Source organism: Pseudomonas caspiana (assembly GCF_040224095.2).
Lineage (GTDB): Bacteria > Pseudomonadota > Gammaproteobacteria > Pseudomonadales > Pseudomonadaceae > Aquipseudomonas > Aquipseudomonas caspiana.
In genome coordinates, this window is record NZ_CP167995.1 from 3574721 (window position 1) to 3591109 (window position 16389).

At 58.5% G+C, this 16389-nt stretch carries 16 protein-coding genes; 1 reads left to right on the plus strand and 15 read right to left on the minus strand.

The features are described from left to right. Window positions 1–76: 76 nt before the first annotated feature. The 14 genes from ABRP31_RS16335 to ABRP31_RS16400 form a co-directional block, all read right to left on the minus strand. Entirely contained in the window at window positions 77–826 is a 750-nt protein-coding gene (locus ABRP31_RS16335) for a hypothetical protein (protein WP_349969334.1), read from the minus strand. Between the two features lie 150 nt (window positions 827–976). Then, window positions 977–1696 (minus strand): alpha/beta fold hydrolase, encoded by a 720-nt coding sequence (locus tag ABRP31_RS16340; protein ID WP_349969335.1) that lies wholly within the window; start codon window positions 1694–1696, stop codon window positions 977–979. A gap of 61 nt (window positions 1697–1757) precedes the next feature. Continuing rightward, window positions 1758–4109, minus strand: coding sequence for a type II secretion system secretin GspD (gene gspD / locus ABRP31_RS16345; RefSeq protein ID WP_349969337.1), 2352 nt, complete (start codon window positions 4107–4109; stop codon window positions 1758–1760). Then, window positions 4110–4634, minus strand: a complete 525-nt coding sequence (locus tag ABRP31_RS16350; protein WP_349969338.1) for a hypothetical protein — start codon at window positions 4632–4634, stop codon at window positions 4110–4112. Next, complete coding sequence (gene gspM / locus ABRP31_RS16355; RefSeq protein WP_349969339.1) at window positions 4631–5296, minus strand: type II secretion system protein GspM; 666 nt, start codon at window positions 5294–5296, stop codon at window positions 4631–4633. The genes ABRP31_RS16350 and gspM overlap by 4 nt, the downstream gene beginning before the upstream one ends. Continuing rightward, a complete protein-coding gene (locus ABRP31_RS16360) occupies window positions 5271–6344 on the minus strand; it encodes a PilN domain-containing protein (protein WP_349969340.1) in 1074 nt (357 codons plus the stop codon). Before ABRP31_RS16360 ends, gspM begins: the two co-directional genes overlap by 26 nt. Next, window positions 6341–7075, minus strand: coding sequence for a type II secretion system minor pseudopilin GspK (locus ABRP31_RS16365; protein ID WP_349969341.1), 735 nt, complete (start codon window positions 7073–7075; stop codon window positions 6341–6343). Before ABRP31_RS16365 ends, ABRP31_RS16360 begins: the two co-directional genes overlap by 4 nt. Beyond that, complete coding sequence (locus ABRP31_RS16370) at window positions 7072–7692, minus strand: prepilin-type N-terminal cleavage/methylation domain-containing protein (RefSeq protein ID WP_087264971.1); 621 nt, start codon at window positions 7690–7692, stop codon at window positions 7072–7074. Before ABRP31_RS16370 ends, ABRP31_RS16365 begins: the two co-directional genes overlap by 4 nt. Beyond that, entirely contained in the window at window positions 7689–8066 is a 378-nt protein-coding gene (locus tag ABRP31_RS16375; protein ID WP_349969342.1) for a prepilin-type N-terminal cleavage/methylation domain-containing protein, read from the minus strand. Before ABRP31_RS16375 ends, ABRP31_RS16370 begins: the two co-directional genes overlap by 4 nt. Continuing rightward, the gene (locus ABRP31_RS16380; RefSeq protein WP_349969343.1) at window positions 8063–8500 is read right to left on the minus strand and encodes a GspH/FimT family pseudopilin; all 438 of its coding nucleotides are present in this window, start codon (window positions 8498–8500) and stop codon (window positions 8063–8065) included. The genes ABRP31_RS16375 and ABRP31_RS16380 overlap by 4 nt, the downstream gene beginning before the upstream one ends. Before the next feature lie 9 nt (window positions 8501–8509). Next, on the minus strand, window positions 8510–8941 hold the full coding sequence (gene gspG / locus ABRP31_RS16385; protein WP_027900819.1) for a type II secretion system major pseudopilin GspG: 432 nt from the start codon (window positions 8939–8941) through the stop codon (window positions 8510–8512). 25 nt (window positions 8942–8966) lie between these two features. Beyond that, window positions 8967–10169: a type II secretion system inner membrane protein GspF gene (gene gspF, locus ABRP31_RS16390; RefSeq protein WP_349969344.1), complete on the minus strand. Its 1203-nt coding sequence runs from the start codon at window positions 10167–10169 to the stop codon at window positions 8967–8969. Further along, window positions 10166–11902: a type II secretion system ATPase GspE gene (gene gspE, locus ABRP31_RS16395; protein WP_167384319.1), complete on the minus strand. Its 1737-nt coding sequence runs from the start codon at window positions 11900–11902 to the stop codon at window positions 10166–10168. The genes gspF and gspE overlap by 4 nt, the downstream gene beginning before the upstream one ends. 97 nt (window positions 11903–11999) lie before the next feature. Further along, entirely contained in the window at window positions 12000–12227 is a 228-nt protein-coding gene (locus ABRP31_RS16400; protein WP_087264975.1) for a hypothetical protein, read from the minus strand. Window positions 12228–12709: 482 nt separating this feature from the next. Between ABRP31_RS16400 and ABRP31_RS16405 the strand changes: the two genes are divergently transcribed. Further along, window positions 12710–15475, plus strand: coding sequence for a glycoside hydrolase family 3 C-terminal domain-containing protein (locus ABRP31_RS16405; RefSeq protein WP_349969345.1), 2766 nt, complete (start codon window positions 12710–12712; stop codon window positions 15473–15475). A 49-nt stretch (window positions 15476–15524) separates the two neighbouring features. On the opposite strand, the gene ABRP31_RS16410 is transcribed toward ABRP31_RS16405, so the two are convergent. Continuing rightward, window positions 15525–16178 (minus strand): TetR/AcrR family transcriptional regulator, encoded by a 654-nt coding sequence (locus ABRP31_RS16410; protein ID WP_087264977.1) that lies wholly within the window; start codon window positions 16176–16178, stop codon window positions 15525–15527. Between the last annotated feature and the right edge of the window lie 211 nt (window positions 16179–16389).

Sequence of the window (16389 nt, forward strand, 5' to 3'; positions counted from 1 at the left end):
GGCCCCCGTTACCAAATAAAATGGGGAACCGGATGGCACATAGCATTCCCGGAATGCGCAGCAGCATGCTCGGATGTCAGTTGACCTTCACATCACTGAACTTCAAAACACTTTCGTTGCTGTCCCTATTGCGGAAAGTCAGCTTCAGTGCCGGGGAGAGTTTTACTTGAGCTCTGGTTGCTTCGAAAATCAACGTCAGACGAGTCGGTACGTTTCTGATCAACTGGAACGAGTCCCACCGGTCAAACTTGGCATCGCCTACACGCAACTGCGCCAGATTCAAAGCCCCGCCGGCTTCTTCAAACAGACTGCTGGGCGATACCAGCCTGAAATTACGGTCCGAGTTGTTGTTGGTCAGCATCAGAGTACAGGCAGGCGCTTGCCCATTCTGTTCACATTCCAGCAACTCGATGCGAACGTTGTCCACGGTTTCAACCCTTTTGCCAAAGACATTGGCGTTGTCATTTACCTGCATGAGTTTCTGATTGCGAGCGAACTCAAAAGAAGGCTTGGCATACTCGCCGCCCAACTTGAAAAAGACACCACACAGCATGAGGCTGAGCAGCAGCCAAACCGTGTATTTAAGGGCGCGCGGTAATTTGTCGGCGAGAAAAGCAATCCAGAAAGCTATAAGGAAGGTCGCAACGCAAACCACCGAAATCATGGTTTGCCAATTTAGAAACTCGAGGCTGAATCCAAAAACACTAGGATCGGGGAAAACGTAAGTAAATAGCCCCCATAGAGTCCCCAGCAGGCTGCTGATACCTGCGCCTATTTTGGTAAAAAGAATTGAGGGTTTGCTGCGAGGAGGTGTTGCTGCATCCATTGCTACTTTGCCTTGTACGATTTTCTGAGAACACTGATCGACATCCTGAAAAGGATTATTCGAACTGAATGGCGAGCACCAATAGTGGTGTTCCGCCATTATCCCGGAAATGTCAGCAAAAATGCACCGCCCTTATATGACGAAGATCTCCTACTGAGCGACCCTCTCCAGCCAACCCGCCAGATCCTTGACCTCAGTCTCATTCACACCATGAGGCAACCCGGCATAGGCGTGGTATTGCGGCTTGAGCCCCTGAGCTTTCAGGTAGGCCTCGGCGTCGCTCGCGCCCTGGACCGGGATCAGTGAGTCGGCTGTGCCGTGGCCGATGAAGATCGCCAGTTTCTGCCGCGCCGGGTCAGGCTTCAGCTCGGCTTTGAGCACCGACAGCATGTGGCCGCTCAATGCAGCGAATCCGCCCACCAGTTGCGGATGACGTAATGCCACTTCGTAGCTCATCATCGCGCCTTGGCTGAAGCCCACCAGGAACACCTTCGACGGCTGAGTCTGGTATTTACGTGTCGCCTGCTCGATGAACTGCTCCAGCAATTGCCCGCTGCTTTTCAGGTCCGAGGTTACACCGTCGTAATAGGCCGAGTCCCGACGTGGCGTGAACCATTGATAACCTTCTTGCCTGGCGTTCATGGGGGCACGCACCGCCACGTAGTTGTAGTCATCCGGCATCAGCGACGTGAAGCTGAGCAGGTTGGTTTCGTCGCCGCCATAGCCATGCAGAAAGATGACTAGCGGCTTGCCTTTTACTTCGGTGCTGGCCTGCGCCACGTAAGCCAGTGGCAGATCGCGCAACAGCGGCTGTTCGGCTTGAGCCAGCCCGCACACGGCGAACAACAAGAAGGCAAACACTTTGAGCATGGTTCATCACCTCGAATGAGCGCCGCCCCTCTTCAGGTCAACGCTGAGTGGATTACGCGCGTCAGTCGCTCACACCTGTACGGCTGACCTTTTCGGGACGCAGCAGCTGCATTTGCTGGCGATAGTCATCGGTCACCTGACGCGACTGGCTACTGCTGGTGATCACCCGTGGCGTGATCAGCACGATCAGCTCGGTGCGCGCCTTGGATTTGCTGGTGGTGCCGAACAACCAGCGCAGGCCGGGAATCTTGCCCAGATACGGTATCGAGCTGGAGGACTCGGCATTGTTCTGATTGATCAGACCGCCCAGCAGCACTGTCTGGCCGCTTTGTACCGCAACTTGAGTCGACACCGAACGGGTCGAGATGCTCGGGTTGGTCTGCGTCTCGGAAATCGACGACGTATCCGCATTGCTGACTTGCTGCTGGATGTCCATGTACACCAGACCGCCCGGATTGATCCGTGGCACGACATCCAGAATCACACCGGTCTGCACGTACTCGACGCTGCTCAGGGTGGTATCGGAGTTGTTGGTGTTGACCGTGGTCTGGCTGATCGGGATGTTGTCACCGACCTGAATCTGCGCCTGCTGGTTGTTCATCACTACCAGGGACGGTGCCGACAGCACCTGAGTGCGGCCGTTGGTTTCCAGCGCACGCAAGGCGACCTGCAAGTTACTGCTGACGAACGAGTAGAACAGCGAGGAATTCTGAACCCCCAGGCCTCCGCCGCCCAGTGCGCCCTGACTGCCAGAAGCATTATTGATGTTGGTGGTGCCAGTGTTACCCGCCAGACGGCCCAGATACCACTGCACGCCGAGGTCGAGTTCGCCGGTCAGATTGACTTCGAGAATTCGCGTCTCGATCTGCACTTGCAACGGAGCGTTGTCGAGGCGCTTGATGGCCGCTTCGATTTCCTTCCACTGCGCCGGGCGGGTACGCACCAGCAACTGGTTGCTGCTCTTCTGCGCGGTGATGCGGGTGCTGGCGTCGATGCCCTTGGGCGTGTTGCCGGTACCGCCGCCCTGCTCCGCGCTGGTGTCGGATTCGCTGTCGAGGTTTTCTTCGCTGCCCTCGCTGTCCTGCTCTTCGTCGCCGCTGCCCATGCTCTGGTTCTGATTATTGCTCATCCCCATGCCCATGCCGCTGCTGGTACCGCCCATGCCGCCGAAACCGCCGCTGCTGTTATTCATGCCATTGGAGGTACCGCCTGAGCTCAACGAAGAGAGTGTGCGGGTACGCAGGCCCGGTGCAACCTTGGCCGCCGAGTCGTCCTTGATCGCGCCGTTGCCGTAGATCTGGCGCAGGTATTTGGCGAGGTCGGTGGCTTTCATGTTGCGCACGTCGTAGACGTACATCTGCGGCTCGTTGCCGCCACCTTCGTCGATGGTGCGAATCCAGTCACCGACTTCACGCAGGTATTCCGGCTGCGAAGAAATCGCCACCACCGAGTTGGTTCGCTCAATCGGCAGGAAACGCACCATGCCCGCCAACGGCATGCCGCTGTCAGGGCCGAACATTTTTTGCAGTTCAGGCATCAGCTCGCCGACCGAGGCGCGCTGCAAGCCAAACACGCCGACCGACATGCCCTTCAGCCAATCGACGTCGAAGGTGTCGATGGTGTCCTGGTAGTTGGCCAGTTCATCCGGCGTACCCGACATGCTCAGCACGTTGCGCGCCGGATCAACCAGCAGGAACGCGTTTTCCCGGGCGAACGGTTTGAGCAGTTTCTGCATTTCGGTAGCGGAGATGTAACGCAGCGGGAACAGACGTGCGGACATACCCGCCGCCGGTTGCGAGACGGTCATCTCAGGCACCAGCTTGCCCGCCACCGCCTGATTGGCAGGCAGGATCACGTAGCGATCGCCCTGCTTGATCATCGCGTTGTCAGTCCAGGAAAGCAGCGTCTCGAGGATCGACAGCGCTTGCCTTTTGTTGACCGGCTTGGAGGTCGAGAAACTCACATCGCCTTTAACGCCTTGGGCAATGCTGTAGTTCTCGTGCAGCAAGTCGCCCATGATGCTGTTGATCACGGCTTCGATAGGCTGGTTGGTGAAGTTGAAAACGATATCACCGACTTCGGAATCACGACCGGCAGGTGCTGAAGATGATGAAGCGGGCGCCGGCTTGCGCACAAATTGCTGGTTGCCACGGATCAACTGCCTGGTGGGCGCTGTGGCGGGTTGAGGCTGTGACGCTTGGCCTTGTTGAGTGTCGAGGGTCGCCTGCTCACTGCGCGGATCAACCGGCGGACGTTGCGAACCGGTGCCGTTCAGGGCCTCGCGCAGCATGTCGCTGTCTTGATCGTAATTGTTGGGCGTGGAGGCACAACCGCCGAGGGCGACAGCTGTGGCCAGGCACAACATGGGAGTGCGCAAGCGAGGGAATTGACGAACGCCTGAAGAAGTAGCCATTTACTGGGTGGACTCGCGAGGAAGAGAAATCGGTGGTGTTTTGGACGGCGGCGGCAAACGCAGCGCACGCAGCGCCAGGCTTTGAGTGCGACCGTCGGAAGAAAAATCGGCTTGCATGGGGGTCAGCTTTTCCAGCTTCCAGCCGTTGGGCAGTGACTCGCCCTGGTGCACTTTCAGCGGCGGTCCGTCAGCGCGCTTGATCAAGGCCACGCGCAGTTCGCCGTCGATCATGATACCGGTCAACGTCAGTCCTGCGAGGCTGGACGCCTGGGCTTTGCCAACCGAGCGATCCGGCGTGCGGTCGGTACTGAACAGCGGGGCTTGCCAGGTTTGCGCGAGGCTTTGCAGCGTCGCACTCGGGGCGACGAGGGCTTTTCCGGCTTTGTCATTTTGCGAGCGCGGAGCTTGCGCGGGCAACCAGTCTGGTGAATTGGCTGCGCCGCTGACAATGGCGGTGATGACCAGACCGAGAACGGCCGCCAGCCCGAGCAAGCCCCATTCGGTGGAGCGCAATGAACCGATCATTGGGCATTCTCTTCAGTTTCAGGCGCTTCTTGAGCTTCGGGCGGCTCTTCAGCTTCAGGCGTGTCTTCAACGCCTGCCGGTTGCAGATAACCACGGACCAGCAAATGCGCGACCAGCTTGCCAGCCCCGCCCTTGCTCGGCGCATCGGCACCACGGCGCACGCTCATTTCATCGACAAACAGAAACGGCCGCTGATATTCCAGCTCATGCAGGATCGCAGTCAGCGGCTCGATGGCGCATTCCAGCGTCAGGCTGACTTTGACCTGGCGGTACGGCTCGGCGCTGTCCTGCTCCGGCGTGATCGGCATGCGCTGGGTCAAGGCACAGCCGCCACCGGTAGTCGCGTGACTGTTGATCAAATCGGCGATGCGCTGCATCAAATCGGCAGCCACGGCGCTGGGATCATCGCCGGGCAACAGGCTGGTGCTGCTGGCAGGATCATTGCGAGCCTGTTCCAGCTGTTTTTTCAGCGTGTTGCCCTGGCTCAGCAAGCCCGCGTAGCGCTGTTGCTGTTCACGTAGCTGGTCGGCCTGAGCATCGATGTCACGCAGCGGCCCGGCGAACCAGCTGTCGATCAGCAGCCAATAAGCGAAGCACAGCACCAGCGCCAGTACGATCAGCGCGGCACCGCGACGTTCACGGCTGGTCAGTGGTCGGCGCATTGGCGGCCTCCTGATGCAAATGGGCGCGCAGCGAGAAGCGATCCTTGCCGGTTTGTGGGTCCGGCTGGATGACACCCTGGAATTGAGCGTTGTCCAGACTATGGCAATCTTTCACCCGGGCGATCAGGGCGCTGGCCTTGGCGCTTTGCCCGGAAAACGAAACCTCGGCACTGTCATTGATTTCCAGTTGGTCGATCCAGGTGTCGCGCGGCAGACAAGCCGTCAGTTCGTTGAGCAGCGAGGCGAACGTTGGTTGCGCGGCTTTGCGCTGGATCAGGTAGCTCGCAGCGCCGCGAGTATTGGTCAGTTGCTGGCGGATTTTCTGGATCTGCGCGACCTGGGCTCTTTGCGCCTGAACGGTACTTTGCATTTCTTCCAATAGCTGCTGGCGACTGTCGAGCCAGAGGAACATGGCGACGATCAACAGACCGCCGCATAGCCAGAGGAGTTTGCGTTGCAAGCCAAGGCCGTTGCTTTTCTGTCGCGGACGCAACGGGACGGGCAGCAGATCAACACCCAGTCGTGACGCTTGATCACTGCCAACATCCACGGCGTGTGGCTGCAGACCGAGGGTCGCACATTCAGTGAGAATCGCATCCAGGCGCTCACGCAAAATCGCCACAAGAGTGACGTGAATAAACGCCCCGCTGCGCTTGTCCTGTCGGGCGACAAAATACAGCTGTGAGGCATCGTACGGGGTAAAACGATCCAGCTCGTAACCGACCACGGTGTTCAAGTCACGAGCCGCCGCAAGGGGCAGTTGCAGGGTCTGCACCAATACCATCGAGGGCGGCAGCAACAAAATCTGTTGTACGTTGGCAGGCAGAACCGGCAAGGACTCCACCAATGGCCAGGCATGCAGGTGCTCCGGCGTGTCGTGAATCAACAGCCGCTGCAGTTTCTCGGGCATGCAGGCCCGCAGTTCCACCAGCCACAGTTGCCAGCCGCGTTGCAGCATGCTGCCGCGCCACTGCTGGGCGATGCGCTCGGCCAGAGCCAGTAAGGGCGCAGGCAATGTCATCTGCCGCGCTGAAAATAGTCGATTCATTCTTGCCAACGCAGGACCCGATAAGGCTGTGCGCTTCCCTCCGATGGGCTCAACAAAACAGTGGTTTGCAGCTCGGCATAAAAACCGCCGGGGCGTTGCGCGTAACTTTCAATCATCAATACTTCACCCGGATCACTGCCCACTGCACTCTGGTTTGGCAGGTTCAAGGCCCGGCGCAACAAAGGCGAGGCAAATGCAGGTTCCGGTCGATCCAGCCCGCTCCATAAGGTCGCTTCCGGGAGCATCCGGCTATACAACGCCTGGGTCATGCCCGGTAACTGCCTGACCTCTTCAATCACTCGCAGCGGCGGTGAGCCCGAGCCGCGACGACTTTCAATTTCCTGGGCCATGGCCGCAGCCTGATCTTTCCCGGCACCGCAGGCCTGGGCCAGACGGGCAATGTCGCCCGCCACGGCGCTGTTCAAATCCAGCTTGCCGCGCTCGCTGCGTACGCGGACCCGCAGTTGCGCGTCATCAAAGCGCAATGCAACTTCCCGACCATCTGCGATCCAGCGTTTACGCTGCTGTGGATCACTCAACCCCTGAACGGCCATCGCCAGACCTGCCTCCGCGGCCAACTGCGCCTGAGTATGTTGCCGCGCCCACAACGCCTGGCGACTTTCCAGTTGAACCCAACTGGCCAAACTGCCAAGCAACAGGCTAAGCAGTGCCAAAGCCCATAGCACCAGCAGCAATGCGACACCGCGCTGCCTGTTGGATGAAGGCCTCATTGGCCGCCCGCCCCACCCGACAGATCCAGCCGCAGCGCGACCACTTCAGTCAGCCATGGCACCGGACCGTTGAGCTTCGCGTCGATACGCACCGCTCGCGGCAAGCGCGTTGGCCAGGGCCAGTCGGCCAGCCAGCCAGTCGGCTCACCTTTGGGTGTGACCCCTCGGTAACTCAAACTCAGCGACTCGACGTTGCGCGCCAGCACCTGCGGGTCGCCCCACGGTCTGGAAGTCGTGCCATCGGCGGTGCTCAGAATCTGCGCGAAGGCGACCTGCAACTCCCGATCCTTTACCTCAAGGGTGTGCAACTGAATCCCGCCGCCCAACTCCCCCGGCAAGGTGGCAACAAACTGCAACCGCTGGCTGGAACCGACAAAAAAGCCGCTACTTTCGCTGTCGTCTTCCGAACTGTCCAGCGGTAAAGCCTGCCCGATGGAATCCCGCAAAAAATTCTGCGCCGCACGCATCTCGTCCAGGCTGGTGGTGTAACGCTGCGCTTTGAGCACGGCGCGGTTGGCGCCGAGCATCGCTCCACCGACCAGCACGAGTAATACACCCAGCAGGCTCAGCACCAACATGATTTCCAGCAGCGTGAAACCACGCTGGGCCGGTCTCAAGATCCGGCTCCGGTGACTGCGCCACGTAACCTGAGCGTGCTGAACTGCGCCCGGCGCTGATGTTCACTGACGCTAAGGTCCAGGCGAAACATCCTCGCCTGACCATTGCGCCCGGGCATCTGCTGAATATCCAGCTGCCAACTGATATCGCCCGCCAGAACACCTTGCCGGGTGCCGCTTTCCAACGGCCCCGCAGCTTCCTGATCCAGAATCGTACGCGCGGCATGTGTCAGCCGGTCGCTGTGCGAAACCTGTTGCAAAGAACGCGCACTTTGCCCAAAGGCCACCAACAGCACGCTGCTGCACACCGCCATCACGGTCAGTGCTGCAAGCATTTCCAGCAAGGTAAAACCACTTTGGCTGCCGCCGCTCATGGCAACGCCTTGGATTGCACACTGCCAGTCAGCCAGCCGATATCGATGCGCCAGCGACGGTCACCATTGACCAGCGTCACGTTGCCACCGGTCGAGCCTCCGTCCGGGTAGAACTCGACCGTCGAGCCCATCTCCGCAGCCGTCTGCAGGGTGACCTGCAATCCCGGCGGCCAGTGGTGAATACGCTGGTCCGGGGCCTGGAAGGCTTTCGACCGGAGGTCAAAAACAGTCCGCGCCGGTTGCCCGGTGACGATCGCCTTGACCCGGGTCGCGCGTAACGCGTTGACCATCTGCCCCACGGTCTGGCGCTCTTTCGCCGCGCTCAGGCCCTGCTGTAAACCGAACCCTACGAGGCCAATGGCGATGCTCATCAAGACGATGACCACCAGCATTTCCATCAGGGTAAAACCACGGCTTGCAGCACGACTGTTCATGATCGGTGATTATTCCCAGTTGCCCAGGTCAGCGCTGTAACCTTCGCCGCCCGCCTGGCCGTCCTGGCCGAAAAAGATCAGGTCAAACGTGCCGTGCTGACCCGGGAAGCGATAACCGAACGCGTGACCAAACGGGTCTTTGAGGTCCGAAGGTTTGGCGTATGGGCCCGCCCAGCCGGAAGCATTGCCGGATTTCTCCACCAGTTGCTGCAGGGTTTTAGGCGGCGAACCGACGTCCAGTGCATAGCTTTCGATCTTCATCGACAGGCTGGCCAGTTGCGCCTTGCCCGCGCCGTATTTGCCCTTGTCGACGTTACCGCCGACCTGACGCACAACAATGGTCGCCACGATGCCCAGCAGCACGATAACCGCGAGCATTTCCAGCAAGGTGAAGCCGTTTTGTCTGCGGCCTGGTTTGAAGCGTTTACGGCTGAAACTCATCACAATCGTTTCCTCTTTCGAACATTCAGATATTGCTGGTCAGGCTCATCAGCGGCAGCATGATCGCCAGCATGATCACCGCCACCATCCCGGCCATGACCACGGTCAGCGCAGGTACCAGCGCGGCGAGCATGCGGTCGATACCGCGTTTGGCCTCGACGTCGAACACATCGGCGACCTTGAGCAGCATGCTGTCCAGTTCGCCGGCTTGTTCGCCGACTTCAATCATTTGTAACGCAAGGTCGGGCAACAGCGGCTCGGCGCCAAAGGCACTGGCCAGCGTACCGCCGCCCTTTACCGACTCGGCGGCTTGCGCAACCTGCGCCTGCAGCGCGCGGTTGGTGCAGACCTGACGGGCGATGACCAAGGCTTGCAACAAAGCAACGCCGTTATTAAGAAGCGTGCCCAAGGTCCGAGCCAGACGCGCTGCTTCGATCCGTTGCAACAGCGGGCCGATAATGCGAATCCCCAGCAGACGCCGGTCGTGACGCTCACGGCGCGCAGGGTCCTTGCGACGCAACACCAACACCCAGATCAACGCGATCAGCCCGGCCAACACCGCCAGCCCATACGCGCTTAAAAACTCGCCCAGCCCAAGAATCACTTCAGTGATCATCGGGATCGGTACACCCAGGTCCTTGAAGATCGGCACGAACTGCGGCACCACATAAGCCAGCAGCAAAGCCAGGGAACCTAAAACACCCACCACCAGAAATGCCGGGTAAATCAGCGCGTTGATCACTTCACCGCGCAGCAACTGACTGCGTTCCAGATAATCGCTGAGCTGACGCAGGGTACTTTCCAGCGCACCGCCCGCCTCGCCTGCACGGACCATGCTTATATAAAGAGAAGAAAACTGCGTGCCCTCTTCTTCCAGCGCTGCCGACAGCGGCTTACCCGCCTTGACCTGTTCACGAATGCGCTCAATCAACGCCCGGGTCTGCGGCTGGCCGGGCTGTTTGAGCAGGATTCCCAATGATCGTTCCAGAGGCTGACCGGCACCGAGCAATGTCGCCAATTGCTGGGTAAAGCTGACCAGCGCCGCGCCATTGAGCATGCCGCGCCCCAAGGCATTACGCAGGCCGCCCATACCCGCCGGGTCGATTTGCAGCACCAGCAAACCGCGCTTTTGCAGAACAGCAACTGCTGCGTCCTGATCCTTGGCGTCCAGGGTGCCGTTCTGGGCAACGCCCTGGCTGTCGAGAGCGCGGAACTTGAACAGACTCAATTGCCGTCACCGCGAGTCACACGCAGCACTTCTTCAAGAGAGGTGACACCGGCGACTGCCTGACGCAGACCTTCTTCATGCAAGGTACGCAAACCGCCACGGCGTGCGGCCTGTTCAAGGGTTGACGCGTCCGCGTGACGCATCAGCAGGCTTCGCAGTTCTTCATTCATGACCAGCAATTCGGTAATCGCGCTTCGTCCGCGATAACCGCCGCCCGGCGCATCGGGGCGTGGACGGTACAGCATGATCGGACGTTCGTCAGTAAAACGATCAAGTCCGTGCTCTTCTATTAACTCAGGAGGCGCTTCGAACGCTTCGCGGGTCGCAGGATCGAGACGACGCACCAGACGCTGGGCCAGGATGCCGTTCACGGTGGACGCAATCAGATAACTCTCGACGCCCATGTCCAGTAGACGAGTGATACTCGCCGCTGCACTGTTGGTGTGCAGGGTCGAGAGCACCAGGTGACCGGTGAGCGAGGATTGAATCGCGATGCGGCAGGTTTCCAGGTCACGCATCTCACCGATCATGATCACGTCCGGGTCTTGACGCACGATAGAGCGCAGCGCCCCGGCGAAGTCCAGACCGATAGCCGGTTTGACCTGAATCTGGTTAATGCCTTCGAGCTGGTATTCCACCGGGTCTTCAACGGTGATGATCTTGCGCTCGGCGGTATTGAGCCGGGACAGCGCGGTATAGAGCGTGGTGGTTTTACCGGAGCCGGTCGGACCGGTCACCAACAAGATGCCGTGAGGGCGTTCGAGCACTTCAAGAAATTCGTCGAGACGCTCGCCATCGAAACCCAGGCTCGGGAAGTCGAAGTTGATGGTCTGCCGATCCAGCAAACGCATGACCACCGACTCACCAAAACTGGTAGGAACGGTAGAGACCCGCAAATCCAGCTCTTTACCTTGAATACGCAGCATGATCCGCCCGTCCTGAGGCAGACGACGCTCGGCAATATCAAGCCGGGCCATGATCTTCACCCGGGAGATCACCGCCGCCGATGAACTGGACGGCGGCGCTTCGGCCTCGTGCAGGACACCATCAATGCGATAGCGGACTTTGAGCTGGCTTTCAAACGGTTCGATATGGATGTCGGAGGCTCGATGCTCGACAGCGCGTTGCAGGATCAGGTTGACCAGACGAATCACCGGCGCTTCGGACGCCATGTCTTTCAGGTGTTCGATGTCTTCCAGCGAGCCGCCCTCTTCGTCGAGGTTCTCGATCAGGGTGCCCATGGCTGAGCGACCCTGGCCGTAATAACGCTCGATAAGGGTTTCGACTTCGTTGCGCGGGCCGACCGACAGCCAGACCGGCACATCGCAAGCGTAGGCCACGGCCTGAAACGGGTATAGCAAGTGTGGATTGGCCGCCAGTACGCGCAAGCCGCCATCACTCCAGCCCAGTGGCACAATCTGATAGTGACGCATGAAGCGTTCAGTCAGTGGCGGCAACGGGTCCAGTATCGGTGGCGCGGACTCTGCCAGCACCAGCGGCGCATCGAGCAAGGCCGCCCAGGCACGGGCCAATTCAAATTCGGAGACCAGACCCAACCGGGTCAGCAGGCCCAACAGCTCAGCAGCTTCAGACTCTTGCGCCGACTCCTGAGCCAAACGCCGGGCACGTTCCAGATCAACGGTCTTCAGACCGGCATTTTCCATCAGCCAGGCGCAGACCTGCTCGGCATCGGGGATCACTAATCGGGAGGTATCGACGGGGGCGGACAACATAGGTGCGGGCATCTGTACAGATCGAAGGGGCAAGGTTACCAGCCTCTTGACCAAATCGGGATCGGATCAGGAGGCAGGCAGAAAAACGGTTAGACCATCAATTCGAGGTTTTTTGCGAATTGTTTTTTGTGCTGTCGAGCGGACGACCACCTTTGGTGGTCTGGGCTTGCTGTTTTTTCAACGCTTTGGCGTCTTGAGTCTGGGTCAGCACCGTGGAATCGGTAGCACCCGATTTCGCATCGGCATCGGTAGCTTCGGCAGCAATTGCAGCACCACTAAGTGCAAAACCCAGAACGACACCTGCACCAATCAGAGGCAACTTCATAAACTATCTCCCAGCAAATAATAATAACCAGCCGCGCACTATCCCCCATCAACAAAGGCCAGTGAGATCGCAACTAAGGAGAACCTCGGCGTTGTGCCAGCAACCAAGATTAGCTCGCACGCCGAAAATTCTTAAACCAATCGACCAGTAGGTTTAGCAGAGGTTCAAATTTGTAAGCAAAAAAAACAAAATTCACTGAAAACCAGCTTTTGTTTGACTTTTCCTAGCAAGAATTGCCTTAATTATGCCGCCAACGCGAATCAAAGTGCCATCTTGTGATGGCATTTAGATATCAAGTAAAAACATGCAACACATAATTCTTACAATATAAATACACGTTTAAAACACTAACTATTGCGCTGAGATTAACACTCTGAAAGTTGCGAAGAAGGTGAACTATTGCCCGAATAAAATTCGCGAGCAATCAGACTTGATCAGCTTCAAAAAGCACAGAACTTGAAAATCGGTAGTCGGAGAAATACATGAACAAACGGAAAATGATCGGTGCGAAGTCTGCACTCGCTTTGCTGGCGCTGGCAGTATCACAGGTCAATGCAGCGACCAGTCCTGCCACCAGCCCGGCGCTGGATGAAGGCAAGGTAAGCCGTGCCGAGAAGGCCGCAGAAAAAACCCTGGCCAAAATGACCATGGAAGAGAAGCTGGCCTACATCGGCGGCACCGGTGGCTGGGATGTCAAGCCTCTGACCCAATACGGCATTCCGCAGATTCACGGTGCTGACGGCGGTGTCGGCGTGCGTTACACCAGCGAAGGCAACGCACAGGGTGTCGTTTACCCGTCCGGCCCTAACCTGGCGGCTACCTGGAACCCGCGTCGCGCTATCGACCTGGGTCGTGCACTGGGTTATGACACTGCCACCGGCGGCTACCAGTTCGTGACTGGCCCTGGTGTCAACCTGTACCGCATGCCTTACAGCGGTCGTGCATTCGAGTACCTCTCCGGTGAAGATCCGTTCCTGGGTGCAAGCCTCAGCCCGGCTGTAATCAACGGTATTCAATCCCGCGGTGTATGGGCGAACGCCAAGCACTACGCGGCCAACGATCAGGAAAGCAACCGCTTCAACCTGGACGAAACCATCAGCGAGCGCGTATTGCGCGAAATGACCCTGCCTGCCTTCGAATCCGCTTCGAAGAACAGCAAGGTCGCGATGATGATGTGCGCCTTCCAGAAAGTGAACGGTGAGTTCGCTTGCGAAAACGAACACCTGATGCGCGACATTCTGAAAACAGAATGGGGCTATCCAGGTTTCGTACAGAGCGACTACAACGCTGTAGTCCACGGTCTGAACGCCGCTCAGGCAGGCACCGACCTGGACATGATGGGCTATCAGATGAATAGCACCATCCTCAAGCCTTACCTGGACAGCGGTGAGCTGGACGTAGCGACCATCGATGACAAGGTCCGCCGCATTCTCAAGCAGATCTACCTGTACAAGTTCGACAGCAAAGCACCGCTGACCGCGCACAACATGAACAGCGCCACCAGCAACAAGGTTGCCCTGAACGCTGCGCGTGAAGGCATCGTACTGCTGAAAAACGACAACAACCTGCTGCCGCTGAACAAGCAGACGGTCAAGAAAATCGCTGTGGTCGGCACCCTGGCCAAGTACGCGCCGCCTACCGGTTTCGGTAGCGCCAACGTCATGGCTGCTCATTACATCAGCGAGCTGAGCGGTCTGCAGCAACTGGCACCTAACGCCAAGGTCGAGTTCATCGACGGCTTGTCGCTGGATCCAAGCACCACGACCTGGAGCCACGCAGACAGCGATGGCAAAAGCGTCAACGGCCTGAAAACCGAGTTCTTCAACAATGCCAACTGGTCCGGTGATGCTGCCGCGACCCGTACCGACAAGCACGTTGATCTGGACTGGTCCACCGACTCTCTGCCGGTCAACGGTGACACGTCGAACACTTCGATCCGCTACACCGGTCAGATCACACCGACCACCAGCGGCGAGCAAGTGTTCAAGGTCCGTGCCGACGGCGCAGTACGTCTGTACGTGAACGGCAAGAAGATCCTCGACAACGGTGAAGGCAAGCCACTGCCGAACAACAGCATCCCGCCGACCATTCCGGTGTTCGCCAAGGTCAACCTGGAAGCAGGCAAGGCTTACGACATTAAGCTGGAATACTCGCGTCGCAACGGCTACCTCTCCACAATGGGCGGCCTGGTTGGCGTGCAAATGAGCTGGGCTTCGCTGACTGCTCCGCAGGATCTGTCTCAGTACGACGCAGTGCTGGTTGCAGTGGGTAACAGCAACGAATACGAAGGTGAAGGTTTCGACCACAGCTTCGATTTGCCTGAATTCCAGAACGAGCTGATTCAGAACATCGCCAAGGTCAACCCGAACACCGTGGTGACCATGCATGGCGGTACCGGTCTGAAGATGAGCGACTGGATCGATCAGGTTCCGGCTGCGCTGCACGCGTTCTACCCGGGTCAGAACGGCGGTCAGGCTCTGGCTGAAATCCTGTTCGGCAAGGTCAACCCGTCGGGCAAGCTGCCGATCAGTATCGAACGCAACATCGAAGATAACCCGATCTACGCGACGTTCCCGAAATTCGACAACGAAGAAACGTTGAAGACGATGAGCTACAAGGACGACCTGCTCCTTGGCTATCGCGGTTACGAGAAGAAAGGCATCAAGCCGCTCTATCCGTTCGGTTACGGCCTGTCGTACACCACCTTCGGCTACAGCAACATCACCGTTACTCCAGGTGTCGCGGTAGGCAACACGCCAATCAAGGTGTCGTTCGACCTGACCAACACCGGCAAGGTAGGTGGCTCCGAAGTGGCCGAGCTGTATGTTGGCCAGCAGAACCCGAAAGTCGAGCGCGCTATCAAGGAGCTGAAAGGCTACAAGAAAGTGTTCTTGAAGCCGGGCGAAAGCAAGCGTGTCACCATCGAGCTCAACGATCGCTCGCTGGCTTACTACGATGTGGACAGCAAGCAATGGGTCGTGGACGCAGACAGCTTCAACCTGTCGGTGGGCGCGTCGTCTCAGGATATCCGCCTGAACGCCAAGCTGGTCAACCCGTTCCGTCAGGAACTGTCGACCACCACCAGCAACCCGCTGCCACGCTCGGCGCTGAACTCGACGCTGCGTGATTCGGCAGTCAAAACCGGCGGTGTGCTTGATCAAGGCACCGGCGATAGCGACACCAGCGAAGGTGATGGCTACGACACCACCGATGACACCACCACTCAAGGCAGCGCAAGCGGTAACTAAGACGCTGATTCAGGGATAGAGCCGGACCTTTAACGAGGTCCGGACTGGTTCAGGGACGAACCCTTATCGCTTCATCGACCCGTGCGATGTAGCTGTCGAAACGCTCGACAAGATCAACTTTCTCCGGAAAGCGCAGCCACTGAATCTGCAAGCCATCCATCATCGCCAGGATTTCCTGGACCAGGCCCGGCAGGTCGACATCGGCCCGCACCTCTCCCGCTTCGACAAGATCCGTGAACTGCCCGATCAGACGCTCGTGAATGATCTGATAGCGCTCCTGGAACCAGTCCCAGGCAGGATGCCCTTCCACCAGACTTTCCGCGTTGAGAATGGTAAATGCACGCACCACTCCGGGCGCTGTGGCATTTGAGCGATTGATCGCACGCAGGCTTCCCAGCAAACCGGACAGGCTCTTGTCTGTACGAACCTCCTCGGCGATACGGCTGTTGGCCTTGTCCCGCCGATCCAGCACGCCCATCAACAGCGAAATCTTGCTGGGGAAGTGGTGCAACAGACCGGCGACCGAGATCCCCACGATTGCAGCCACCTGGGCCACCGAGGCTCCGCTGTAACCCTCCAGAGAAAACACCTGCAAGGCCGCATCCAGCAGTTCTTCACGGCGTTTTTCACCTTTCGGCGCGCGACGCTGCTTAGGTCGATCGGGTGCTGCATCCGCCACTCCGGGCGGGGTTAACTGAGTCATTTCAAGCTCCTTGCCAGACAGCCAGTCACCCTACCGGCAAAGACAACCTGCCGCAATCATTGACACCCGTCACAAAACTGAACGGACGTTCCAGGTTGGCACGTTATTTTCAATGACAAGGTGTCAGGCCACTATCTGCCGCATTGCCGGACCAATCTCCGCACAAGACGCACCAATTCGAAGTCTTGCACCGGCGTTTCGTTCAATAACA